This window comes from Pseudoduganella sp. UC29_71, from assembly GCF_042693265.1.
Lineage (GTDB): Bacteria > Pseudomonadota > Gammaproteobacteria > Burkholderiales > Burkholderiaceae_D > Rugamonas.
Genome location: NZ_CP170549.1, coordinates 828,130 through 852,469, shown reverse-complemented (window position 1 = coordinate 852,469; position 24,340 = coordinate 828,130). Strand labels below are relative to the sequence as shown.

The 24,340-nt window shown below is 67.0% G+C and carries 18 protein-coding genes; all 18 read right to left on the bottom strand.

Annotated elements, in window-relative coordinates; genetic code table 11:
• Positions 1-7: 7 nt before the first annotated feature.
• On the bottom strand, positions 8-499 hold the full coding sequence (locus ACFJI2_RS03780) for a MarR family winged helix-turn-helix transcriptional regulator (protein ID WP_377703804.1): 492 nt from the start codon (positions 497-499) through the stop codon (positions 8-10).
• The gene (locus ACFJI2_RS03775; RefSeq protein ID WP_377703803.1) at positions 499-1,272 is read right to left on the bottom strand and encodes an SDR family NAD(P)-dependent oxidoreductase; all 774 of its coding nucleotides are present in this window, start codon (positions 1,270-1,272) and stop codon (positions 499-501) included. The genes ACFJI2_RS03780 and ACFJI2_RS03775 overlap by 1 nt, the downstream gene beginning before the upstream one ends.
• A 3-nt stretch (positions 1,273-1,275) precedes the next feature.
• Positions 1,276-3,687: a bifunctional salicylyl-CoA 5-hydroxylase/oxidoreductase gene (locus tag ACFJI2_RS03770; RefSeq protein ID WP_377703802.1), complete on the bottom strand. Its 2,412-nt coding sequence runs from the start codon at positions 3,685-3,687 to the stop codon at positions 1,276-1,278.
• 4 nt (positions 3,688-3,691) lie between these two features.
• Complete coding sequence (locus ACFJI2_RS03765; protein ID WP_377703801.1) at positions 3,692-5,344, bottom strand: AMP-binding protein; 1,653 nt, start codon at positions 5,342-5,344, stop codon at positions 3,692-3,694.
• 118 nt (positions 5,345-5,462) lie between these two features.
• Positions 5,463-6,185 (bottom strand): response regulator, encoded by a 723-nt coding sequence (locus tag ACFJI2_RS03760; RefSeq protein ID WP_377703800.1) that lies wholly within the window; start codon positions 6,183-6,185, stop codon positions 5,463-5,465.
• A 90-nt stretch (positions 6,186-6,275) separates the two neighbouring features.
• Complete coding sequence (locus tag ACFJI2_RS03755) at positions 6,276-11,213, bottom strand: two-component regulator propeller domain-containing protein (protein ID WP_377703799.1); 4,938 nt, start codon at positions 11,211-11,213, stop codon at positions 6,276-6,278.
• A 69-nt stretch (positions 11,214-11,282) separates the two neighbouring features.
• The gene (locus tag ACFJI2_RS03750) at positions 11,283-12,452 is read right to left on the bottom strand and encodes a patatin-like phospholipase family protein (RefSeq protein WP_107876935.1); all 1,170 of its coding nucleotides are present in this window, start codon (positions 12,450-12,452) and stop codon (positions 11,283-11,285) included.
• 18 nt (positions 12,453-12,470) lie between these two features.
• Complete coding sequence (ggt, locus tag ACFJI2_RS03745; RefSeq protein WP_377703798.1) at positions 12,471-14,225, bottom strand: gamma-glutamyltransferase; 1,755 nt, start codon at positions 14,223-14,225, stop codon at positions 12,471-12,473.
• A gap of 73 nt (positions 14,226-14,298) precedes the next feature.
• Positions 14,299-15,057 carry a 3-hydroxyacyl-CoA dehydrogenase gene (locus ACFJI2_RS03740; RefSeq protein ID WP_107876939.1) on the bottom strand — a complete coding sequence of 253 codons (759 nt, stop codon included), beginning with the start codon at positions 15,055-15,057 and terminating at the stop codon, positions 14,299-14,301.
• Positions 15,058-15,137: 80 nt separating this feature from the next.
• Complete coding sequence (locus tag ACFJI2_RS03735; RefSeq protein WP_377703797.1) at positions 15,138-15,614, bottom strand: hypothetical protein; 477 nt, start codon at positions 15,612-15,614, stop codon at positions 15,138-15,140.
• A 209-nt stretch (positions 15,615-15,823) separates the two neighbouring features.
• Entirely contained in the window at positions 15,824-17,971 is a 2,148-nt protein-coding gene (locus tag ACFJI2_RS03730) for a sodium-translocating pyrophosphatase (protein ID WP_377703796.1), read from the bottom strand.
• Positions 17,972-18,188: 217 nt separating this feature from the next.
• The gene (locus ACFJI2_RS03725) at positions 18,189-19,937 is read right to left on the bottom strand and encodes a methyl-accepting chemotaxis protein (RefSeq protein ID WP_377703795.1); all 1,749 of its coding nucleotides are present in this window, start codon (positions 19,935-19,937) and stop codon (positions 18,189-18,191) included.
• Positions 19,938-20,083: 146 nt separating this feature from the next.
• Positions 20,084-20,740, bottom strand: coding sequence for an adenylate kinase (gene adk / locus ACFJI2_RS03720; RefSeq protein WP_377703794.1), 657 nt, complete (start codon positions 20,738-20,740; stop codon positions 20,084-20,086).
• Positions 20,741-20,907: 167 nt separating this feature from the next.
• A complete protein-coding gene (gene kdsB, locus ACFJI2_RS03715; RefSeq protein WP_377703793.1) occupies positions 20,908-21,660 on the bottom strand; it encodes a 3-deoxy-manno-octulosonate cytidylyltransferase in 753 nt (250 codons plus the stop codon).
• Between the two features lie 12 nt (positions 21,661-21,672).
• Positions 21,673-21,849, bottom strand: a complete 177-nt coding sequence (locus ACFJI2_RS03710) for a Trm112 family protein (protein ID WP_107876951.1) — start codon at positions 21,847-21,849, stop codon at positions 21,673-21,675.
• A complete protein-coding gene (gene lpxK, locus ACFJI2_RS03705; protein WP_377703792.1) occupies positions 21,830-22,936 on the bottom strand; it encodes a tetraacyldisaccharide 4'-kinase in 1,107 nt (368 codons plus the stop codon). Before lpxK ends, ACFJI2_RS03710 begins: the two co-directional genes overlap by 20 nt.
• Positions 22,937-23,037: 101 nt before the next feature.
• Positions 23,038-23,472, bottom strand: a complete 435-nt coding sequence (locus ACFJI2_RS03700; RefSeq protein ID WP_107877145.1) for a biopolymer transporter ExbD — start codon at positions 23,470-23,472, stop codon at positions 23,038-23,040.
• A gap of 8 nt (positions 23,473-23,480) precedes the next feature.
• Complete coding sequence (locus ACFJI2_RS03695; protein WP_377703791.1) at positions 23,481-24,089, bottom strand: MotA/TolQ/ExbB proton channel family protein; 609 nt, start codon at positions 24,087-24,089, stop codon at positions 23,481-23,483.
• Positions 24,090-24,340 lie beyond the last annotated feature (251 nt).

Below are 24,340 nucleotides of genomic sequence, written 5' to 3'. Positions count from 1 at the left end.
GTCCTTTTTATTCGGAGGCGTTCAGATGGCGCTTCATTTCGGATAGCAGCTCGATCAGCTGGCCCTTGTCCTCGGACGACATGGGCTGCAGCAGCTCGGCCACCCAGCTTTCGTGCACTTCCGCCATCCTGGCGAAGGCGCTGCGCCCTTCCTGCGTGAGCTTGACGCTGTAGGCGCGGCCGTCTTTCGGATCGGGCACGCGCATCACCAGCTTTTCCTGCTCCAGCTGGTCGGTGATGCCGGTGATGTTGCCGCCGGTGACCATCATGCGCTTGGACAGTTCGCCCATGCGCAGGCCGTCCGGATGGCGCTCCAGTTGCGCCATCAGGTCGAAGCGCGGCAGGGTGATGCCGAAGGTGGCGCGCAGGCGGCTGCGGATTTCGTTTTCTATCTTCACCGTGCAGGACAGCATGCGCAGCCACAGCTTGAGCGACTGGTGGTGATCCTGGGTGAGGCGGCTGGCCAGGTCCAGCTCCTGCTTGTTGTCCGATAAAGGCATCACATGACTTCCCCGCCGGCGACGGCGATAGCTTGTCCATTCATGGCGGCCGAATCGGGCTGGCACAGCCAGGCCACGGCATTGGCCACCTCTTCGCATTGCACCAGGCGCTTCTGCGGATTGCCCGCCGCCAGTTCGGCGCGCGCTTCCTCTTCGCTGCGGCCGGTCTTGGCCATGATGTTGGCAATGGCGTCTTTCACGATATCCGTTTCCGTGTAGCCGGGGCACACCGCGTTCACCGTCACGCCCTTGGCCGCCACCTCCAGCGCCAGCGCGCGCGTCAGGCCCACCACGCCGTGCTTGGCGGCCACGTAGCCGGACACGTAGCGGTAGCCGGTCAGGCCGGCGGTCGAGGCCACGTTCACGACGCGTCCCCAGCCCGCCTCCAGCATGCCTGGCAAGGCAGCCTGGCAGCAGTGGAACACGCCGGACAGGTTCACCGCCAGCATCTGCTGCCAGTGCTCGGTATCCGTCTTGAGGAAGGGCGCCGGGCGCGCCTGGCCCGCGTTGTTGACCAGGATGTCGATGCGGCCAAAGCGCTGCACGGCGGAGGCGAAGCCGGCGTGCACGGAATCCTCGTCGGCCACGTCCAGCGTCTCCATCGCCACCTCACCCAGCGGACGCAGCTCCTGCATCGCTTCGGACAGGGTGGCGAAGTCGCGCCCGGCCAGCGTCACGCGGGCGCCGCGCAGCAGCAAGGCGCGGGCGCAGGCCAGGCCGATGCCGCGTGAGCCGCCGGTCACCAGCGCGTGTTTTCCAGTCAGTGAGTTCATGGCTTAGCCCTCCAGCAGTTTGGCGGCAACTTGCTGCGGGCTGAGGCCGGTATTGGCCGCCGCCATCTGCCGCTCGCGTTCCAGGTTGCGTTCCAGCTGCTGCTTGCCGGGCAGGTATTGCTTGGGCCAGCGCACCATCTGGAAGCCCAGCTTCGCTGCCTCATTCAGCGTCCATGCCGGGTTGGCCAGGTGCGGCCTGCCCACCGCGCACAGGTCGGCACGGCCGGCGGCAATGATGCCGTTGGCGTGGTCGGCCTCGAAGATGGAGCCAACCGCCATCGCGGCGATACCCGCTTCGTTGCGTACGCGGTCGGCGAACGGGGTCTGGAACATGCGTCCGTAGACGGGCTTTTCCAGCTTGCTCACCTGGCCGGATGAGCAGTCGATCACGTCGGCGCCGGCCTGCTTGAACAGGCGCGCGATCACCACCGCGTCGTCCGGCGTAATGCCCCCCTCCACCCAGTCATGCGCGGAGATGCGCACGCTCATGGGCTTGCGCGCGGGCCACGCGGCGCGCATGGCGGCGAACACGCGCAGCGGGAAGCGGCAGCGGTTTTCCACGCTGCCGCCGTACTCGTCGCCGCGCTGGTTGGTCAGCGGCGAAATGAAGGAGGACAGCAGGTAGCCGTGCGCGCAGTGCAGTTCCAGCCAGTCGAAGCCGGCCTGCTCGGCGGCTACCGTGGCGCGTACGAAGTCCGCTTCAATGCGCTGCATGTCCGCCAGCGTGGCGCTGCGCGCGGTTTGCGACACGCCGGCCAGGTACTGCTGGGCGGAGGCGGACACCAGTGGCCAGTTGTCCCTGTCTTCGGGCAGCGGCAGGTCGATGCCGTCCCACATGGCGCGCGTGGAGCCTTTGGCGCCGGCGTGGCCGAGCTGCAGGCCGATTTTTGCATCGCTGTTGGCGTGCACGTAGTCGGTGATGCGTTTCCAGGCTTGCGTATGCTCCGGGGTGTACATGCCGGGGCAGTACGGCGTAATCCGCGCGTCGGCGGAGACGCAGGTCATTTCGGCCATCACCATCGCGGCGCCGCCCATGGCACGCGCGCCGAGGTGGACCAGGTGATAGTCGCCCACGGTGCCGTCCACGGCGCTGTATTGCGCCATCGGCGAGACCACGATGCGGTTTTTCAGCACCAGTTCGCGCACCTTGAAGGGCGTGAACATGGGCGGGATGGCGGATGCGGACTCGGACGCGGCGGCGGCCGGCGCCGGAAGCCCCGCCTGCGCGAACGCGCGAGCGGCGAGCCAGCGCTCATAGCCGGCCACGTAGTCCGGGTCGCGCAGGCGCAGGTTTTCGTGCGACAGGCGCTGGCTGCGCGTGAGCATCGAGTAGGCGAACTGCGGCGCATCCATGGCGGTGTAGCGCTCGACGTTCTCGAACCATTCCATGGAGTTGCGCGCCGCGCTCTGGATCTTGATTACTTCCAGCGCGCGCACGTCCTGGTACGTGGCCAGCGCCGCGCGCACGTCGTCACCGTGCTGTCCGAAGCAGCGCGCCAACTCGATCGCGTCCTCCAGCGCCAGCTTGGTGCCCGAACCGATGGAGTAATGCGCGGAGTGGGCGGCATCGCCCATCAACACCACCGGCACGCTGCGGCCGTCCACTTCGTTCCAGTGCACCCACTGCGCGCACACGATGCGCGGGAACTTGATCCACATATTCGAGCCGTGCAGGTGCGGCGAATTGGACATCAGCGCGTGCCCGTCCAGCTGGTCGGCGAACAGCTGTTCGCACCAGGCGATGCTCTGCTCCTGCGTCATTTCTTCCAGCCCGGCCGCGCGCCACACGGTTTCCGGCGCTTCGACGATGAAGGTGGACGTGTCGCCGTCGTACTGGTAGATATGGGCCTGGAACCAGCCGTGCGGCGTCTCCTTGAAGGCGAAAGTGAACGCGTCGAACTTCTTCCTGGTGCCCAGCCACACAAAGCGGCAGTGACGCGTTTCGATCTGCGGCTGGTAGCTGGCGGCGTAGCGGGTGCGCACGCGGCTGTTCAAGCCGTCGGAGGCGATCACCAGGTCGGCCTGGTAGCGCGCGGCGATCTGCTGGTCGTCCGTCACCTCGGTCTCGAACACCAGTTCCACGCCCAGCTCCTCGCAGCGCTGCTGCAGGATGTTGAGCAGGCGCTTGCGGCCGATGCCGCAGAAGCCGTGCCCGCCGGACGTGACCTTCTCGCCCTTGAAGAAGATGTCGATATCGTCCCAGTGGTTGAAGGACTGCAGGATGGAGCGCGCGGTGGCCTCGTCCGAGTTCATCAGGTTGCCCAGCGTCTGGTCGGAGAATACCACGCCCCAGCCGAAGGTGTCGTAGGGCCGGTTGCGCTCGATGACGGTGATGCGGTGCGACGGATTCTGCTTCTTCATCAGCAGGCCGAAATACAGGCCGGCCGGGCCGCCGCCTATGCAAACAATATTCATGGTTCTATTCCTGGTTGGCGCGCAGCTTGAAGCGCTGCAGCTTGCCCGTTTCCGTGCGCGGCAGCGCCGCCAGGAACTGGATGGCGCGCGGGTATTTGTATGGCGCGATCTGGCCCTTCACGAACTCCTGCAGTTCGGCCGCCAGCTGCGGCGAGGCCTCGTGGCCGGGCTTGAGCACCACGTGCGCTTCCACGATCTGGCCGCGCTCCTCGTCCGGCTTGCCCACCACGCCGCATTCGGCTACCGCCGGATGGCGCAGCAGCGCGTCCTCCACCTCGGGGCCGGCGATGTTATAGCCGGCCGAGATGATCATGTCGTCGGTGCGGGAGCGGTAGAAGAAGTAGCCGTCCGCGTCCATTTCGTAGGCGTCGCCGGTGAGGTTCCAGCCCTTGTGCACGTAGTCGCGCTGGCGCTCGTCGGCCAGGTAGCGGCAGCCGGTCGGGCCTTTCACCGCCAGCCGGCCGATCACGCCCGGCCCCACCGGATTGCCGTCGCGGTCCAGGATGCAGGCCTGGTAGCCCGGCACCGGCTTGCCGGTGGCGCCGGGGCGGATGTCGCCGTCGGCCGCCGAAATGAAGATGTGCAGCATCTCGGTGGCGCCGATGCCGTCTATCATCCGCAGCCCGGTGGCCTGCTGCCAGGCTTCGCGTGTGGCTTGCGGCAGCGCCTCGCCGGCCGACACGGATTTTTTCAGGCTGGAGATGTCGTACTTTGCGGCCAGCGGCACCATCTGGCGGTAGAACGTGGGCGCGGTGAAGCACACGGTGGCGCGGTATTCCTGGATCGCCTGCAGCAGCGTTTCGGGCGTGAGTTTTTCCAGCAGCACGGTGGCCGCGCCCACGCGCAGCGGGAACAGCAGCAGCCCGCCCAGCCCGAAGGTGAAGGCCAGCGGCGGCGTGCCGATGAAGGTGTCGTCGCGCTCCGAGCGCAGCACGGAGCGCGGGAAGCAGTCGCAGATGGCCAGCACGTCGCGGTGGAAGTGCATGGTGCCCTTGGGGACGCCGGTGGTGCCGGAGGTAAAGCTGATCAGGCAGACGTCGTCCGCCGCCGTGTCGCAGGCGGCGAAGCTGGCCGGCTGCTGCGCCATCAGCGCTTCCAGCGAGCCGGCGGCGTCAGTGGCCGCAGCGCCGCCAAACCGCACGACGCTGGCGGGCAAGCCTTGGGCCGCCGCCAGTTCGGCGTGCAGGCTGTCCGCGCACAGCACCGCGTTCACTTCGGCCTTGGCCATGATGGCGCCCAGTTCGCGCGCGCGCAGCAGCGGCATGGTGGGCACCGCCACCAGGCCGGCCTTCAGCACCGCCAGCACGGCGGCCGCCATCAGCGGGTTGTTCGCGCCGCGCAGCAGCACGCGGTTGCCGGTTTTCAGGCCCATGGGGCCGCGCAGCACGTGGGCGATGCGGTCCACCTGCTCCAGCAAGTGGGCGTAGCTCCAGGCGCCGCCGGCAAAACGGATGGCGGTGCGGCTGCCCTGCCCGTCCGCGACGGCGCGGTCCAGCAACTCGGCCACGCAGTTCAGCCGCTCGGGATAGTGGAGTTCGGGAAGGTCGAAGCGCAGCTCGGGCCACAGCTCCGGTGCGGGTAGATGGTTGCGCGCGAAGGGGTCTTCGTGTGCGCTGGCGCTCTGCCCCGGTAGGGGTGCGGCATGTGGTCTGTTCATGGTCGCCCTGGATAGGTGGTCGGTTCAAGTCAGCCTGCTAGGCTTTTACTTTAAACCTAAACTATCTTGGGTACAAGCGGATTCGCTTGCCGCGCAAGCTGCCGGGTCAGTTGCCGCGTCAGTTCCCGCCGCCGATGGACTTGCGCACCAGGGCCGACTGGTGGATGACGGCGCGGATCACGTCCGACAGCACGGCCTGCACCGCGTCGCTGGAAAGGAAACCGGGCGCGAAACTTTTCAGCGCGGCCGCCGCGCCGTTCAGCCCCAGCGTGACGCAGCCTGCATGCAGGCGGTCGATGCGCGCTTGCGCCTCCTGCTGCTCGCCGCGCGCAAACAGCGCATCGAGCTCGCCGCTGGCCACGGTCAGCTGGTTCTGGAAGCCGGTGAGGTAGACCAGCAAACGGTCGGCGTTGATGCCGAGCCGCAGCTGGGTGGCGGATGGCGCTTCGGCCACGTGCTCATAGCCGCTGGCGGCCTGGTCGAGAAAGGCGGTGAGGTGGATGCGCACCTGGTCGGCCTGGAAGGGCTTGACGATGTAGCCGGCCGCGCCGGCCTTGGTAGCCTGCTGCACGGTTTCCTTGTCGGTGGCCGAGGACACCAGCACGAACGGCATCGCCGTCAGCGCGTGGTCGCCTTTGACGCGCTGCAGCAATTCCATGCCGGACAGGCGCGGCATGCGCAGATCGCAAAAGACGATAGCGGGCCGCAGCCCGTCTTCCAGCTGCTGCCAGGCATCCGCCCCATCCTCCGCTTCGACGATATCGAATTTTCCGCAGCTATCGATCAGGTGCATCAGCACCATGCGCGAGACCACGTCATCGTCTACTACCAAAACTTTCATGTAACTCTCCAGTGCCCCGCCGCATCCGTTGCCGGAGCGGATTTTCAGTCAGTGATGGCCGTTCTGTGGCACTTCCGTCAATATACCCGATTAGGCTGCGGCTGTCAGTCCGGCTGAACCTGCCAGGTCCGCCAGCAGCGCGCGCAGCTGCGGCATGCGCCCGGACACATCTTCCCACGCGGCGCGGTCGGCGCACTGTTCCAGCTCGCCGCACAGATCGCGCAATTCCGGTTCGTCGAGATAGGCGGCGCTGCCCTTCATGCCGTGGAACAGGCGCGCCGCGCCGTCCGCGTCGCCGGCGCCGATGGCCTCGTCCAGGTCCACCAGCCGCGCCGGCAGATCGGCCAGGAAGGCGGCGCGCAGGCGCGCTTTCAGCGGATCGTCGTCATGCCCGCGCGGCGCGGCCTGCATGCCCACCACGGACGGCGCCACCGGCGCGGCCGGCACGCCGAACATGGCGTCCAGTTCATCGATGCTGGGCGCGCGCGGCGCCATGCGCGGCAGCACGATGCCGCGCTGCAGCTGGCGCTCGATGGCGCGGCTGAGCTGGTAGTGCAGCGCCGCCTCGTCGATCGGCTTGGTCAGGAAATCGTCCATGCCGGAGGCCAGGTAGCGGCTGCGGTCTTCCTCGCTGGCGTTGGCGGTGAGCGCGATGATCATCAGTTCCTGGTCGCGCACCGGCGCGCCGTCCGGGCCACCCTCGCGTATCAGGCGCGTGGCGGTGGGGCCGTCCATTTCCGGCATGCGGCCGTCCATCAAAATAAGGTCGTAGCGCGTGCGCGCGCAGGCGGCGACCGCCAGCAGGCCGTTGGCGGCGATATCGACCTTGTGGCCCAGTTCCTCGAGCATCATGCGGATGATGATCTGGTTGGTGGGGAAGTCCTCCGCGCACAGCACCTTGAGCTGGTGGCTGTGCGGCTCGCGCGGCACGTGCACCACCAACGGCGGCGCCACGCCGTCGGCCAGCGGCAGCTCGAAGGTGAACACGCTGCCCACGCCCGGCGTGCTGGCCACGCGGATCTCGCCGCCCATCAGCTCCACCAGCTGGCGGCAGATCGCCAGTCCCAGGCCGGTGCCGCCGTAGCGGCGCGTGGTGGTGGTGTCGGCCTGCTCGAACTTCTGGAACAGGCGCGGCATGGCGTCGGCCGGGATGCCGATGCCGGTGTCCTCCACCGTGAAGCGGATCAGGTTGGCGCCGGCGGCGGCAGCGGCCTTGGCCGGGTCGGCCTGCACCTGCAGCCGCTCAACGCGCAGCCGCACTTCGCCGCGCTGCGTGAACTTGAAGGCGTTGCCGACCAGGTTGACCAGCACCTGGCGCAAGCGGGTCGGGTCGCCCAGCACATACACCGGCAAGTCTTCATCCAGTTCCACGGCAAAGCCCACGCTGTAGGCGGCGGCCTGTTCGTCGAACAGGGCGGCCACGTTCTGCACCATGCCGCCCAGCGCGAAGTCGATGTTCTCGATGGTGAGCTTGCCCGCCTCGATCTTGGAGAAGTCCAGCAAGTCGTTGATGATGCCCAGCAGCGCCTGCGCGTTCACCTGCGCCCGTTCGATCTGCTCGCGCGTCGCGTCCTGCAGCGTGGCGTCGCGCAGCGCGAAGCCCTGCATGCCGATCACGCCGGCCAGCGGCGTGCGCATCTCGTGGCTCATATTGGCCAGGAACTCGGACTTCTGGCGGGTGGCGTCTTCCGCCTTCTGCTTGGCGTAGCGCAGGCGTTCCTCGTTGTCCTGCAAGGCGCGGTTGGCCAGCGCCAGCTCCTCGGTGTGCAGGCGCACCTTGGCCTGCTGCTGCATCAGCTCCGCCTGCGTCTCGCGCAGCTCCTGCAGCGTCTCCTCCAGGCGCTGGTAGGCCAGCGCGTTATCGAGCGACACGGCGGCGTGCGCGGCCAGCGTTTGCAGCATGTCCAGGTGCACCTGGCGGTAGGCGCCCTTTTCCTTGCTCTGCACCGACAGCACGCCCACCACGCGGTCGTTGACGATCAGCGGCGTGTACAGCATGGACTGCGCGTATTCGGGCTCGGTGCCGTCGGCCAGCAGCACCGGCTTGAGCTTTTCCAAGCCGGCCGGCCCCATGTAGCGGCCGTACTCGGCGAAGAAGTCGTTGATGAAGATATCGCGGCGGTGGTACAAGCACCACACGGCCAGCTGGTCCGGGTCGTTCACGTCGCGGCTGTAAGGCAGGCTGCGCACGCCGCGCTCCATGGAGAACGGGAATTCCAGGATGCCATCGTCCTCGCGGTAGAAACCGACGCCGAACATATGCGTATCCATCAGGTGGCGCACGTGGCGGTACAGGGTGCGCATGGCTTTCTCGATGTCCAGCGTGGCGCTCATCTCGCGCCCGATCTCGCTTAGCACCGAGATGTTGCGGTGCGCCTGCTCCACCGCCTCCTTCTGCAGTTCCACTTCCTGCTTCTGGCGCTCGGCGTCCATGCGGCGCTGCTCGGCCTCGGCGCGCTGCGCCTCCGCCTCCACGCGGCGCCGTTCCAGTTCCGTCTTCTGCTGCTGCAGCAGCTGGTTCTTCAGCTCCACCTCGGCCGTGCGCAGGCCCACCTGCTGCTCCAGGCGCGTCTTCTGGCCGCGCAGCTGGCGCATGCGCACGCGGTACACCGCGTAGGCGCTGCCCAGCAGCAGCAGCGCGGCGCCGCCGCGGAACCACCAGGTCTTCCAGGGCGGCGGCAGGATGGTGATTTCCAGCGTGGCCGCGTTGTCGTTCCAGATGCCGTCCTTGTTGGCGGCCTTCACCCGGAACAGGTAGCGGCCCGGATCGAGGTTGGTGTAGGTGGCGAAGCGCTTGGCGGCATCGGTCACCACCCAGTCGTGGTCGAAGCCGAGCAGCTGGTAGGCGTAGCGGTTGCGCTGCGGCGCGGCGTAGTGCAGCGCGGCGAACTCCAGCGAAAACACCGAGTCCTCTTCGCGCAAGGTGAGCGCGGCGGTGTGCTCGATGGCGCTTTTCAGCACGCTGGCGTCGCCGTCCTGTCCCGCCTTGACCGACTTGTTAAAAATCTGGAAATCGGTGATGGCCACGGTGGGCGCCACGCTGTTCTCGCGGATCTCGGCCGGCGCGAACGCCGTCACGCCGTTAAAGCCGCCGAAGTACATGGTGCCGTCCGGCGCGCGCAGCGCCGCGCCGTCGAAGTAAGCGCCTTCAATGGTGCCGTCGGCGCCGGCGTAGTTGCGCATCTGGCCGCTCTGCACCGTCAGGCGCGTGATGCCGGTATTGGTGCTCAGCCACAGGTTGCCCTGCTCGTCGTCGAGGATGCCGGCCACCGCGTCGTCGGCCATGCCGTCCTTGCGCTGGTAGCGCTTGAAGCGCACATTGCCGTCCGCCGCCATCTCCATGCGGTTCAGGCCACCCGCCGTGCCGACCCAGATCACGCCGCGCTTGTCCTCGTACAGGTAATGCACCTCGTCGTGGCTGAGCGAGGCGGGGTCCTTCGGGTCGTGGTGGAAGTGGCGGAAGCGGCCGGTCTGGCGGTCCAGCAGGTCGAGGCCGTTGAAGGTGCCTATCCACAGTGCGCCGCGCCGGTCTTCCAGGATGGGCCGCACCACGTTGTCGGCCAGGCTGTTGCTGTCGGCCGGGTCGTGGCGGTAGGTCTGGCTGGCGCCGGTCTTCGGGTCGTAGCGGTGCAAGCCGCCGCGCGTGGCCACCCACAGCTGGCCGCTGCGGTCGCCGACGATGTTGCGCACATTGTCGCCGTCCGGGTCGCTGGACCAGGCGCGCACGCGCTGGTAGCGGCGCGTGGCGGTGTCGAAGCGGCGCAGGCCGTTGCGCCCGCCTACCCACAGCGCGCTGCCGTTCTTGTCCTTCCATAGCGAGATCACCTGCGGATCGCGCACGTCGGCGAAATCGGGCGCCGGGTCGCGGAACACCTGGCCTTCGGCGCTGATCGGATCGTACAGCGTGAGGCCGTCGTTATTGCCCAGCCAGAGCTTGCCGCCGCCGGCGTCGACGATGGCGCGCACCTTGTTGTCGCTCAGCGAACGGGGCCGCTCGGCGTCGTGCACCAGGCGCGCGAAGCCGCCGCTGCCCAGGTCCACCCGGCTCACGCCGCTGTACCAGGTGCCCACCCACATGGTGCCCAGCCGGTCGCGGAACAGCGCCGACACGTAGTTGTCGGCCAGGCTGTGCGGGTCCGCCACCTGGTGCCGGTACTGCACGAAACGGCCCTCGGCGGGACGCCAGCGGAACAGGCCCTCGGTCTGGCTGCCGGCCCACAGCGTCCCTTCCACGTCCTGGTAGATGACGGTGACCACGCCCGGCTTCAGGCCTTCCTTCTCGCCCAGGCGGCGGCGCTGCGGCGCCGCGGCGCCGGCCGCCAGCTTCCACTGCTCGATGCCGGCCATGGTGCCTATCCACAGCGTATGGTCCTTGTCGGCGAACAGCGACAACACCGCTTCGAAGCGCGTGTCCGGCGCCGCTTCCACCTTGAAGTGGCGGAAGGCTTGCGCACCTGGTTCCAGCAGGTCCAGGCCGGCCGCCGTGCCCACCCACAGGCGGCCCTCGGCGTCGCGCGCCAGCGCGTTCACCTGGTCGCTGCCCAGGCTGCCCGGCAGCGCCGCGTCGTGGTGCCAGTAGGTGTAGCGGCCGCTGGCCGGATCGAAATGCTGCAGGCCGTCGGAGGTGCCTACCCACAGACCGCCCTTGCCGTCGTCGACGATGGCGCGCACGTGGCGGTTGCCGTTGCCGCGCTTGGCCGGCTCGTTGGGCGGAAAGTGCGTGAAGCTCTGCGTCAGCGGCTCGTAGCGGTCCAGGCCGCCGTCCGTGCCTATCCACATGCGGCCGGTGCGGTCCACGTGCAGCACGCGCACCCAGTTGTCGGCCAGGCTGCGCGGGTCGGACACCGAGTTGCGGTAGGTGAGGATGCGCGCGCCGTCATAGCGGCTCAAGCCGGCCTGGCTGCCGAACCACATGAAGCCCTGCTGGTCCTGCGCCACCGCCAGTACCGATTCCTGCGCCAGCCCGTCTTCCACGTCCAGCTGCTCGAAGCGCAAGGTGCGGGGCGGCGCGGCCGCCTCGGCCAGCACGGCGGCGCAGAGCAGTGCAGCACAGAGCACTCGGCGGAAAAGACGGCGGAAGGACAACACGGACCAGCCCTAGCTATTGAAGAAGGCCAGCACATCGGCCTTGCGCGCATGCGTGTCGCGCTGGCCTAGCCGGATTAACTCGCAAGTATACGTGGACTCGAACAGCAGGTAGGAAGCGAGCGAGGAGCCGCGCGTTTCGGTGGCCCCTATGCCCGACAGCATGGTGCGGATCGGCGCCGGCAGGCTGCCGATGTGGCGGCTGGCGATATCGTCCAGCCGCTCGGACGGCGCAATCACCAGCAGCTCCACCGGCTTGAGCGGCGTCTGCGCCAGGTATTCCTGGGGCAGCAGCGACAGCGTCTTGTTGATGCGCTCCAGGCGCTCGATGTCCACCGCCAGGCTGTCGAGGAAAATCGAGGACAGCGCGTGGCCGGCGATCTGCGCCAGGCTGGGGTAGCGCGCCGTCTCCGTGCGCTGCTCGACCGGTTCGTGCAGCCGCCCCGCCCCGATCACCAGCACCTTGTCCGCGCCCAGGTGGATGGCCGGCGAAATCGGCGCCAGCTGGCGCATGGAGCCGTCGCCGCAGTATTCGTGCTGGCCGCCCAGGTACAGCGGCGTGGCCGGGAAAATGAAGGGGATGGCCGACGACGCCAGCAGGTGCTCGACGCCGATCTGGTCTTGCATGGCGATGCGCTGGGTGCGCACCCACGGCGCGATATCGGCGGCGGTCTGGAAAAAGGTCACGTGCTGGCCGCCGGTGTAGGACGAGGCAGTGACGGCCAGCGCGTGCAACAAGCCTTCCTGCAGCACCATGTCCAGGCGCGGCAGGTCCAGCATGCGGTGCAGCAGGCTCACCAGCGGGGTGTTGTCGAGCAGGGAGCGCGGCGGCGCGGCGCGCCATTTGCGCAGCAGCCAGCCGAAGGACAGCAGCGACAGCCAGCGCGCGCCGGAGCGGATCACGCCCAGCGAATCGGCGCGGTACACCTGCTCGACGGCGAAGTTCTGCCACACGTCGAGCAGCTTCTGCACGCCCTCGCTGAAATTGTCGGCGCGGCAGGCCAGCGCGGTGGCGTTGATGGCGCCTGCCGAGGTGCCGCAGATGATGTTGAACGGATTGCGGGAAGGCGGCCAGCCCTCCTCCCACAGGATCTCGTTAATCGCCTGTAGCACGCCTACCTGGTAGGCGGCGCGGGCGCCGCCTCCCGAGAGGATCAGGCCGGTTTTCTTTTTCATTCCCATTTGTCAAGATTAGCAGGGTCAGTCGCCGCGCACAACGCCCTCGCGGCGCGGATCGGCGCCGCCGAACCACACTTCCTTGCCATTGCGCGTGACGCGCATGATGCCCTGCAGGCCGGAATTCTGCTCATACTGGCGCACTTCATGGCCGCGCGCCTTGAGCGCCTCCACCACCTCCGGCGCCACGCGCGCCGCTTCCAGCTCGGTGGGGCCGTTGCGGCTGCCGACGTTGGGCAGGCTGATGGCCTGCTGCACGTCCAGCTTCCAGTCCAGGGTGCCGACCAGCACCTTGGCCACGTAGTTGATGATGGCCGAGCCGCCCGGCGAGCCGGTCGACAGCACCAGCTTGCCGGTCGCCTTGTCGAACACCAGCGTGGGCGACATGGCGCTGCGCGGGCGCTTGCCCGGCTGGACGCGGTTGGCGATGGGGCCGTTCTCGTCCACCGAGTCGAAGGAGAAGTCGGTCAGCTGGTTGTTCAGGATGAAGCCGTCCACCATCTGGCGCGAGCCGAAGGCGTCTTCCACCGAGGTGGTCATGGAGATCGCGTTGCCGTAGGCGTCGGCCACCGACAGGTGCGAAGTGGCCGGGCTTTCGATGGCGTTGTCCGCGCCCCAGGCCACTTTCACGGTGTCCGGCACGCCGAACGCGGCGCGGCCCATGGAGCGCTCGCTGATCAGCGCGGCGCGCTGCTGCAGGTAGTGCTTGTCCAGCAGCGCCGCCACGCCCTTGCCGGGCAGCGGCACGAAGTCGGTGTCGGCCACGTAGCGCGCGCGGTCGGCGTAGGCCAGGCGGCCCGCTTCGCTGAACAGGTGGATGGCCTCCACGCCCAGCTGGCCGTTCACCGGCGCATAGCGCTCGATGCCCTTGGTCTCCAGCACGCCCAGCATCTGCGCGATGGCGATGCCGCCGGACGATGGCGGCGGCATGCCGCACACGGTCCAGGCCTTGTAGTCCGAGCACACCGGATCGCGCTGCCGCGGCCGGTAGCTGGCGATGTCGGCCGCCGTCAGCAGTCCGGGATTGGTCGGGTGCGACGCCACCTTGGCGGCGATGTCGCCAGCGATGCGGCCCTTGTAGAACGCGTCCGCGCCGCCCTTGGCGATTTCGCGCAGGGTGCGCGCCAGCTCGGGGTTCTTCAGCACGTGCCCCACCGGCCAGGGCTTCTTGTCCTTGTCGTAGAAATAGGCGGCGGCCACCGGGTCGCGGGCAATGTATTTGTCCCAGGTCAGCAGGCCGTTCAAGCGCGGGCTGACGGCAAAGCCGCTGTCGGCCAGCTTGATGGCGGGACCGAACAGCGTGGCCCATGGCAGCTTGCCGTGCTCCTTGTGGGCCAGCTCCAGCATGCGCAGCACGCCGGGCGCGCCGGTGGAGCGGCCGCCCACTACGCCCGCCTCGCGCGACAGCGGCTTGCCGTTCGCGTCCTGGAACAGTTTTTCGGTGGCGGCGGACGGCGCGGTTTCGCGGCCATCGTAGGCTTGCACGCGCTTGCCGTCGAAGTGCATCACGAAGGCGCCGCCGCCGATGCCCGACGATTGCGGCTCCACCAGCGTCAGCACCAGCTGGGTGGCGATGGCGGCGTCGATCGCGCTGCCGCCCTGCTTGAGCATCTCGTAGCCGGCGTTGGAAGCGTGCGGATTGGCCGACGCGACCATGAACTTCTCGGCAATGACGCCGGCTTTTTCGGTGTAGCCGGTGGCGATTTCGGGCGCGCGGTCCTGCGCGTGGGCGGAAGACGCCAGCAGGGCAGCCAGCGCCAGCGAGTGCAACTTGATCATGTAGGCTCCAAAAATGAATCGGGCGCGCAACCAAGGCTGCGCGCCCGATGACACTCGCATCCTACATCAAAAGTTACTTGGGCTGCATGCGGATCGCGCCGTCCAGGCGGATGGTTTCGCCGTTCAGCATGACGTTCTCGATGATGGACTTGGCCAGCATGGCGTATTCGGACGGCTTGCCGAGGCGCGGCGGGAACGGCACCATCTTGCCCAGCGCGTCCTGCACTTCGGCCGGCATGCCCAGCAGCATCGGGGTTTCAAAGATGCCGGGAGCGATGGTCATCACGCGGATGCCGCTGCGCGACAGGTCGCGCGCCATCGGCAGCGTCAGCCCGACCACGGCGGCTTTCGAGGCGCCGTAGGCGGCCTGGCCGATCTGGCCGTCATAGGCCGCCACGGAGGCGGTGTTGATGATGATGCCGCGCTCGCCGTGCTCGGCCGCTTCGGTTTTGCCCATGGCGTCCGCAGCCAGGCGGCACATATTGAAGGTGCCCACCAGGTTGATGTTCACGGTGCGCTGGAATACGTCCAGCGGGTGCGGGCCGTCCTTGCCCACGGTTTTCACGGCGGGCGCCACGCCGGCGCAGTTGACCAGGCCGCGCAGCGTGCCCAGCGCAGTGGCCGCTTCCACCACGGCCTTGCCGTCCGCTTCGGACGTGACGTCGCACTTGACGAATACGCCCTTCAGCTCAGCAGCCAGCGCCTGGCCGGCTTCAACCTGCACGTCCGCCAGCACAACCTTGCCGCCCGCCTCCACGATCATGCGCGCGGTCGATGCGCCCAGGCCCGATGCGCCGCCGGTGATGATGAATACATTGTCCTTGATTTGCATGTCTTCCCCTAGTCTGAATTCCGCAGGATGTTAGCTTACGCGCACTTTACGCTTACGTAAACGTCAGGTCGAATTGTAGCTCAACACTGGACCCATTGGCCATCCGTTCGGCAGGGGCGGCCGGACGGGTCCAGCAGCACCGGGCCGGTGCCCTGGTAGCGGGTGCCGCTGGCGTCGCGGCAGCCGGCGGCGTCGCAGGTGCCCAGCGGACGGGTGGCAGGCGGCGGGACCGGGACTGGCGTGTAGGCAGTGGCGGGCGGGCGCGACAGCTGCGGCAGAGGCTGGGCTTGCCGGGAAGGCGGCATGGTCAGGATCGTCTGCGGCACGGAGCGGCGCTGGGTGAAGTTGCGGGATGGCGCCGGGCGGCAGGGTTCGACCAGCAGCTTCTTGCCGTCCGGGGCGAGGGAGCAGACCGGCAGCTTGCGGAAAGCCTCGGCGGCCGCTTCGCCGCCGGAGGCATCCGGCACCACGCGCGGCAGCGAGGCTGGCGGCGTTTGCGCCCAGGCCTGGCACAGGGGCTGGCAGGCGAGCAGCCCGGCTAACAGCAGAGTTTTCATGGCATCCTCCCGCAACGCGGCGATGCGAGCATGATAGCGCTGCCCGGCCGGGCCTGTCGCACGCGGCCCAGAGGCGCACCGGGCGCAGCGGGCGACCATGCGAACCATGCGAACCACGTGAACACGTAGGGCGGGTTAGCGGGGCACAGCCCCGCGTAAGCCGCCATGCGTCGCGACGGCTCCGGCGGGTTACGCGGAGCTAACCCGCCCTACGGCGAGGTGGTGACCGGTTCGGCGGGCGCCGTCAGGACCGGGGGCGGCGGCACGACGGCCGGTGCATGCACCGGCGCCTGCTGCGTCACGGCCAGCCAGCCGGCCGCCGGCAGCAGCGGCACCAGCAGCAGCGCGACAATGTTGATGATCTTGATCAGCGGATTCACCGCCGGACCGGCCGTATCCTTGTATGGATCGCCCACGGTGTCCCCGGTGACGGCGGCCTTGTGGGCATCCGAACCCTTGCCGCCGAAATTGCCGTCCTCGATGTATTTCTTGGCGTTGTCCCAGGCGCCGCCGCCGGTGGTCATGGAAATGGCCACGAACAGGCCGGTGACGATGGTCCCCATCAGCAGCCCGCCCAGCGCCGCCGGTCCCAGCAGCATGCCGACCAGGATGGGCACCAGCACCGGCAGCAGCGACGGCAGTATCATTTCCTTGATGGCCGAGGCGGTCAGCATGTCCACCGCCTTGTCGTATTCCGGCTTGCCGGTGCCGTCCATGATGCCCTTGATGTCGCGGAACTGGCGCCGCACTTCCACCACCACGGCTCCCGCCGCGCGCCCCACCGCTTCCATGGCCATGGCGCCGAACAGGTAAGGTATCAGGCCGCCGATCACCAGCCCCACGATCACCATGGGATTGGACAGGTCGAACGTGATGCTCTTGCCCACCGATTCCAGCGCGTGCGTGTAGTCGGCAAACAGCACCAGCGCGGCCAGGCCGGCCGAGCCGATGGCGTAACCCTTGGTGACCGCCTTGGTGGTGTTGCCCACCGCGTCCAGCGGATCGGTAATGGCGCGCACGGAGTCGGGCATGCCGGACATCTCGGCGATGCCGCCGGCGTTGTCGGTGATGGGGCCGTAGGCGTCCAGCGCCACGATGATGCCGGCCATGGACAGCATGGCGGTGGCCGCGATCGCGATGCCGTACAGGCCGGACAGCTGGTAGGACACCAGGATGGCCGCGCACACCGCCAGCACAGGATAGGCGGTGGACTTCATCGACACGCCCAGGCCGGCGATGATGTTGGTGCCGTGACCGGTAGTCGACGCTTCGGCGATGTGGCGCACCGGGTGGAAGTCGGTCCCGGTGTAGTACTCGGTGATGTAGACCATCAGCCCAGTCAGCACGATGCCGACCACGGTCGAGCCCATCATCCGATAGCGCATGGCGTCGTCCGGCCACACTTGCCAGGTGACGGCGGCAAAGCCCACCAGCGACAGGCCGGCGGCCCACCACAGCCCGGTGTACAGCGCCGACATGATCTTCTTGCCCGGCTTGGCCTTGACCATGGAGCAGCCGACGATGGAAGCGAGGATGGACACCGCGCCCAGCAGCAGCGGATAGACGATGGCCTGGGTCGGCGCATTGACGATCATCAGCGCGCCCAGCAGCATGGTGGCGATCAGGGTCACCACGTAGGTTTCAAACAGGTCGGCCGCCATGCCGGCGCAGTCGCCGACGTTGTCGCCCACGTTGTCGGCGATCACGGCGGGGTTGCGCGGGTCATCCTCCGGGATGCCGGCTTCCACCTTGCCCACCAGGTCGGCGCCCACGTCGGCGCCCTTGGTGAAGATGCCGCCGCCCAGACGCGCAAAGATCGAAATCAGCGACGCGCCGAAGGCCAGGCCGATCAGCGGCTTGATCACGTCGTGCGGCGTCAGCTGGGGATTGGGGTAGCCATTGGAAGCGATGCTGGTCAGCATGGCGTAGAACAGCACCACGCCCAGCAGGCCCAGGCCCACCACCAGCATGCCGGTGATGGCGCCGCCCTTGAAGGCCACGTCGAGCGCTTCGTTCATGCCCTTGGTGGCCGCTTGCGCCGTGCGCACATTGGCGCGCACCGACACGTTCATGCCGATGAAGCCGCAGGCCCCGGACAGCACGGCGCCGATCAGGAAGCCGAGCGCGGTTTTCATGTCGAGCAGGAGGCCAATGGCGATCAGCAGCACCACGCCCACCATGGCGATCGTCTTGTACTGCCTGCCGAGGTATGCGGCAGCGCCTTCCTGGATCGCAGTTGCGATTTCCTGCATGCGCGGGTTGCCGGCGTCCTGCTTCAAGATCCAGCTTCGCGCCCATAAACCATACATCACGGCGATCACGCCGCATGCCACTGCGAACCAAAGGCTTGCTGTCATATTGTCCCCTTCGTTTGTTATCAAGCTCGACCACTACGACTTCGAAAGCCGGTCTTTTGGACCCGCTGCCAACTGCGTACTGCACTGCGCTGATGCACCCGCCGCAGGACGGCGGGCCGAAAACAGAAGTTGAGGTCGAGTCTACAACAAACGTGGAAAATTAAGCAATTCACCTTTGAATTGATTTTTACCTAATGTGGGGATTTTGTGAACAAGCTCAGAATTCCTCCCACTCGTCATTCGCCACCGGAGCGGGTTTGCGGGGCTTGGCCGGGAGCTGGGCCGCGACGGCAGGTTTCGCCGGGCGCGCCGGCTGGGGGCGCGCGGCCGCCGCAGTGGCCGGCTTGCGCTGGACGGCATGAACGGCACGCTGGGCACTCGGCGCACGCACGACGGGCGCCTGGTGCGCCATGCCGTCCAGCTTGAACACGCTCACCGCCTGCGCCAGTTCGCTGGCCTGGTCCTGCATGGACTGCGCGGCGGCGGCGGCCTGCTCCACCAGCGCGGCGTTCTGCTGGGTGGCGTTGTCCATTTCCGTGATGGCGCCGTTGACCTGGTCGATGCCCGCGCTCTGCTCCTGGCTGGCGTGCGTAATATCGCCCATGATGGCCGTAACGCGCTCGATGCTGGCGACAACCTCCTGCATCGTCGCGCCGGCCTGCGCCACCTGCCGGGTCCCCGCGCCCACCTTGTCGACCGAATCGCCGATCAGCGTCTTGATATCGCGCGCCGCGGCAGCCGAGCGCTGCGCCAGGTTGCGCACTTCCGACGCCACCACCGCAAAGCCCCTGCCCTGCTCGCCCGCGCGCGCCGCTTCCACCGCCGCATTCAGCGCCAGGATATTGGTCTGGAAGGCGATCCCGTCAATCACGCCGATAATGTCCACGATCTTGCGCGAAGACTCGTCGATCGACTGCATGGTGCCCACCACGTCCGAGACCGCCTCGCCACCCTTGCGCGCCACATCGGACGCCGCCAGGGCCATCTGGTTGGCCTCGCGCGCATTGTCTGCGTTCTGGCGCACGGTGGACGTGAGCTCCTCCATCGACGACGCGGTCTCCTCCAGCGAACTGGCCTGCTGTTCGGTGCGCGACGACAGGTCCAGGTTGCCGCTGGCGATTTCGCCGGACGCTGCCGTAATGGCATCCGTGCCGCTGCGCACCTGGCTCACGATGCGCACCAGGCCCTGGTGCATGTCCTGCAAGGCCTGCAGCAGCTGGCCGGTTTCATCCTTGGCGTACGCGCCGCTGCCGCCGCCGTGCGCGCCGGTCAGGTCGCCGTCCGCGACGCGGCGCGCCATGTCCACCGCGTTGCGCATCGGCCGCGTGATGCCGGTCGCCAGCCACCACGCAAAGGCCACGCTGAAGGCCGCCGTCAGCACCGCCAGCAGGATCTGGAGATTGCGGCTTTGCGCGGCAATCTCGTCGATCTGGCGCGCAGCGTTGTCGATTTCCTTGTTCTGGTGTTCCAGCAGCTTCTGCAGCATGGCCTCGTAGCCCTTGGCCGCAGGCTGGTAATCCTTTTCCATCAGCTTGGCGGCTTCCTCCATATTGCCTGCCGCCTTGGCCTTGTTGATGCCGTCGCGCGAATCGACGTAGGCCTTGCGCACCCCGCCCAGCTCGGTCATCAGGCGCTTGTCCTCGTCGGTGGACAAGGCCTCGATCTTCTTGATCAGTTCCTGCGCTTTCTTGGTGGAATTGGCGATATCTTCGGCGAAGAACGGCGCCAGCGACGTGTCGCTGCTCTTGGCGATGGCGGTGGTGCGGCGGATGCCCGCGTACACGATGCGGTACCACTCGGAGATCAGGCGCTCCTTCGCCAGCGGCACCTCCATCATGGCGCGGGTGGCGTCGGCGCTGCCCTGCAAACGATAGATGCCGAAGCCGGTGTTGAAGATCATGCCCGCCAACAGCACCGCGAAACCGAGCGCCAGGCGGCGGCCTATGCTCCAGTCTTTTATATTCATTGTCGTCCCCAAAAGGTGTACGGAATCCCCACGGCCTAGTGTAGTGGCGCGGCAGAAATTCGGGTGTTGTACTTTGGTGCTAGTGGGGCGGAAACGACGAGGCGGACCGATGGGTCCGCCTGCGGAGGGTGCTACAAAAACAGCGCTTAGTTCGACAGGGCAGCGAACGCGCGGTCGCGGATTTCTTCCACGCCGCCGATGCCTTCGATCTTGCGGTACTTCGGCGCTACCGGGTCGCCCGACTGCGCCCAGTTGTTGTAATAGCCCAGCAGTACTTCGGTCTGGTTGTGGTACACATCCAGGCGCTTTTTCACGGTCTCGGCCTTGTCGTCGTCGCGCTGCACCAGGTCTTCGCCGGTGACATCGTCCTTGCCTTCGACCTTAGGCGGGTTGAATTTCACGTGGTACACGCGGCCCGACGCCGGGTGCGAGCGGCGGCCGCTCATGCGCTCGATGATGGCCTCGTCCGGCACGGCGATTTCCAGCACGTAGTCCACCTTGACGCCGGCTTCCTTCATGGCTTCCGCCTGCGCGATGGTGCGCGGGAAGCCGTCGAACAGGTAGCCGTTCTCGCAGTCGCATTCCTTCAGGCGGTCTTTCACCAGGCCGATGATGATGTCGTCCGATACCAGCTGGCCAGCGTCCATGACCTTCTTGGCGGCCAGGCCCATTTCCGTGCCGGCCTTGATGGCCGCGCGCAGCATGTCGCCGGTGGAGATCTGAGGAATGTTATATTTTTCCTTGATGAAGTTCGCTTGGGTGCCCTTGCCGGCACCGGGTGCTCCTAACAGAATGAGACGCATGAAAAAGTCCTAAAACGATTATAAGAATCTGGTGGTATGTGTGGAAATGCTGCCGCTCTGCTACCTTCGTACGAAACTTACCACAAAACCGGCGCTTGACGCCAGTTTGTGGACGATTAGGCATGGTTTAGTGGGAGCTTGCTGACCAGTTAGTGGCAAATTAGTGGCTAATTGGCGAAATGCCGGCGCACGCGTTCCAGGTCTTCCGGGGTGTCAACGCCGGCGGCCGGCGCGGAGTCGGTCACATGAACGGCAATCGGGTAGCCGTGCCACAGCACGCGCAGCTGCTCCAGCGCTTCGATCGATTCCAGCGGCGACACGGCCAGCTGCGGGTATGCCTGCAGGAAATCATTGCGGTAGGCGTACAGGCCGATATGGCGCAGCGGCACGTAGCCGGCCGGCAGCGCGGACTTGTCCAGTGCGAAGGCGTCGCGGTGCCACGGAATGGTGGCGCGCGAGAAGTACAGCGCGCGGCCGGCCTTGTCCAGCACCACTTTCACCACGTTGGGATTGAAGGCGTCCGCCGCGTCGTGCAGCGGGTGGGCGCAGGTGGACATGGGCACGTCGGCGCCGATGCGCGCGGCGGCGGCGGCCAGCAGCGCCGGATCGATCAGCGGCTCGTCGCCCTGCAGGTTGACCACCACCGCGTCCGCCGCCAGGTTCAGCGCGCGCGCCACCTCGGCGATGCGGTCGGTGCCGGAAGGATGGTCGGCGCGCGTCATGAAGGCCTGCACGCCGTGCTGCTCGCAGGCGGCGCGGATATCCTCATGGTCGGTGGCGACGATGATGCGGGACGCGCCCGCCTCTGCCGCGCGCTCGGCCGCGCGCACCACCATGGGCTTGCCGCCCAGGTCGGCCAGCGGCTTGTTCGGCAGGCGGGTCGATGCCAGGCGCGCCGGGATGATGGCGATAAAGCTCACGGATAAGGCCCCTTATTCCACCGCATCCTGCAGCGTACGGGCCTCATCGGCCCACATGATGGGAATGCCATCGCGAATCGGGAAAGCCAGGCGGTCGCCGCGGCAAATCATTTCCTGGGCTTTTTTATCGTACTCCAGCGGACCCTTGCAAACGGGGCAGACCAGGATATCAAGCAGACGAGCATCCACGACATTTCTCCACAATGTATTCGGCCAGCGCGGCATCGATGCGCGCTGTCACCGGAACCACCCACAAGCGCGGGTCGTCCCTCAGTTCTTCAATTTGGGCACATTTTACTGCATCCTTCTCGGTCATCAGGATGCAATCCGCGTCCAGGCCGTCGAAGGGGCGGTCGAGGAAATCGTGATGGTCGGGCAAAGGCAGCTCGATGATGTCCAGGCCGGCGCCGCGCAGCATGTTGAAAAAGCGCGACGGGTTGCCGATGCCGGCCGCCGCCGCGATGCGCAGCTTGCCGTGCGAGCGGGCCGCCAGCTCAGCCAGGGGCACGCGCTCGCTGCGGTCCGCCAGGCGCTCGGCCACGTCGCCGGCCAGCGTCATCTGCACCGGCACCGAAGCCTGGCCGGTGGCGGCAGCGCGGCCCAGCTCGCGCTGGGCCATGCTGGCCAGCGGCGCCACGCTGTGGGCCAGCTCAGTGCTCAGGTGGGGCGTATTGACCACGGTGACATCGCGCCGGCGCGACGGCCGCTCGCGCAGCGGGCCGGCCGGCAGCAGCCAGCCATTGCCCACGCCGCGGCCGTCGAACAGCACGATTTCCACGTCGCGCTGCAGCTTGTAGTGCTGCAGGCCATCGTCCGCAATCAGGACATCCACCGCAGCATTGGCCGCCAGCAGCGCCCTGCCCGCTGCCGCGCGGTCGCGGCCCACCATCACCGGGCAGCCGGTGCGCATGGCGATCAGCAGCGGCTCGTCGCCCACCTGCTGCGGCGTGGACGACGGCGTGACCAGGCGCGGCGCGCTGTCCTTGCTGCCGAAGCCGCGCGAAATCACGCCCGGCGTGAAGCCCGCCTGCTGCAGCGCTTGCACCAGCCAGATCGTCAGCGGCGTCTTGCCGGTACCGCCGATAAAGATATTCCCCACCACCACCACCGGTACCGGCAAGCGCTCCGACTTCAGCACGCCCGCCCGGAACAGCCCGCTGCGCAAGCCCGACAGCCCGCCAAACACCAGCGAGAGCGGCCACAGCGCGCAAGCAAGCGGCCCCCTGCGCAGCCAACTGCGCGTCAACGTCGATTCAAGCGAAGAAGTTCTAGTCATCTAGTCGTAAGGACAAAATCGGTAGCTCCCGCATCAAGCAGTCTGAGCCGCATTCGGGGTCTGACCCCGAATGCGGCTCAGACTGCTTGAGACACAGCTTCTTATTTGGCGGTGCCGGTCTGGGCGGCGAAGGTGAGTTTGTCGTAGCCGGCCAGGCGCGCGGCTTCCATGACGTTGATGACCATCTGGTGCATGGCGAACTGGTCGGCGTTGATGATGATGACCGGCGACTTGGCATCCGCACCGCCGGCCTTCGCCGCGCTCTTCAGCGACTCGGCCAGCCCGGCCACGTTCTGGAACGACACCGGCACGTTGTTCACCGTGTAGTTGCCCTTGGCGTCCACCGTCACGTTGATTTCGTTGGGCCGCTCGTGCGCTTTCTCGGCCTCGGCGGTCGGCAAGGTGATCTGCAGTTCGGTGAACTTGCTGTAGGTGGTGGTCACCATCAGGAAGATCAGGATCACCAGCAGCACGTCGATGAAGGGGATCAGGTTGATCTCCGGGTCTTCGCGGTGCTGGCCGCGGCGGAAGTTCATGCCCATGGTCAGGTCTTCCGCGAGCAGTGCACCACGTCGACGAATTTGACGGCTTGCTGCTCCATCTCGATGATGAAGCTGTCCACCAGCGCGCGGAAGTGGCGGTAGAACACCAGCGTGGGCATGGCGATGGCCAGGCCGAAACCGGTGTTGTACAACGCCACCGAGATGCCGTGCGCCAGCTGCGCCGGGTTGGTGCCGGTGGCGTTCTGGGCGCCGAAGATTTCGATCATGCCGACCACCGTACCGAACAGGCCCATCAGCGGAGCCAGGGTGGCGATGGTGCCCAGCGTGGTCAGGAAGCGGTCCAGCATGTGGGCCACGCCGCTACCGGCTTCTTCAATGGTTTCCTTCATCACGTCGCGCGGCGAGTCGATATTGCGCAGCGCGGCCGACAGCACCACACCCAGCGGCGAACTGTGCTCCAGCTTCTGGATCACGTCCGGCGTGATATTGCCGCTGCGGTAGACCCCCACCACTTCGTCAAGCAGCTGGCGCGGAATGATCTTGGCGCGGCGCAGGAACAGCAGACGTTCAATGATGAGGGCGGTGGCGACGATGGAGGCGATCAGCAGAGGCCAGATAGGCCAGCCTGCGGCTTGAATGATGGCGAGCAAAACGAACTCCTGTGTTGGGGGCTTGCGCAGGCAGGAATGCCTAGACGCGCAATGTATCTTGTTGGGGCATTATCGGCAAGTAGTTCGCCGCAAGCGGGCTTATCCCTATTCTGCACACTTTCTGTGGACAAGATTGTTAGCAAGGCAGCTTGCAAGCCATCAAGTGCTTGATTCGCAAGGGTAATTTTTCCATGCGTAAAAAAAGCGCAGTCCGGCAGGCGTGCGGGCGGAAACGGCTGTCCACACTTCTC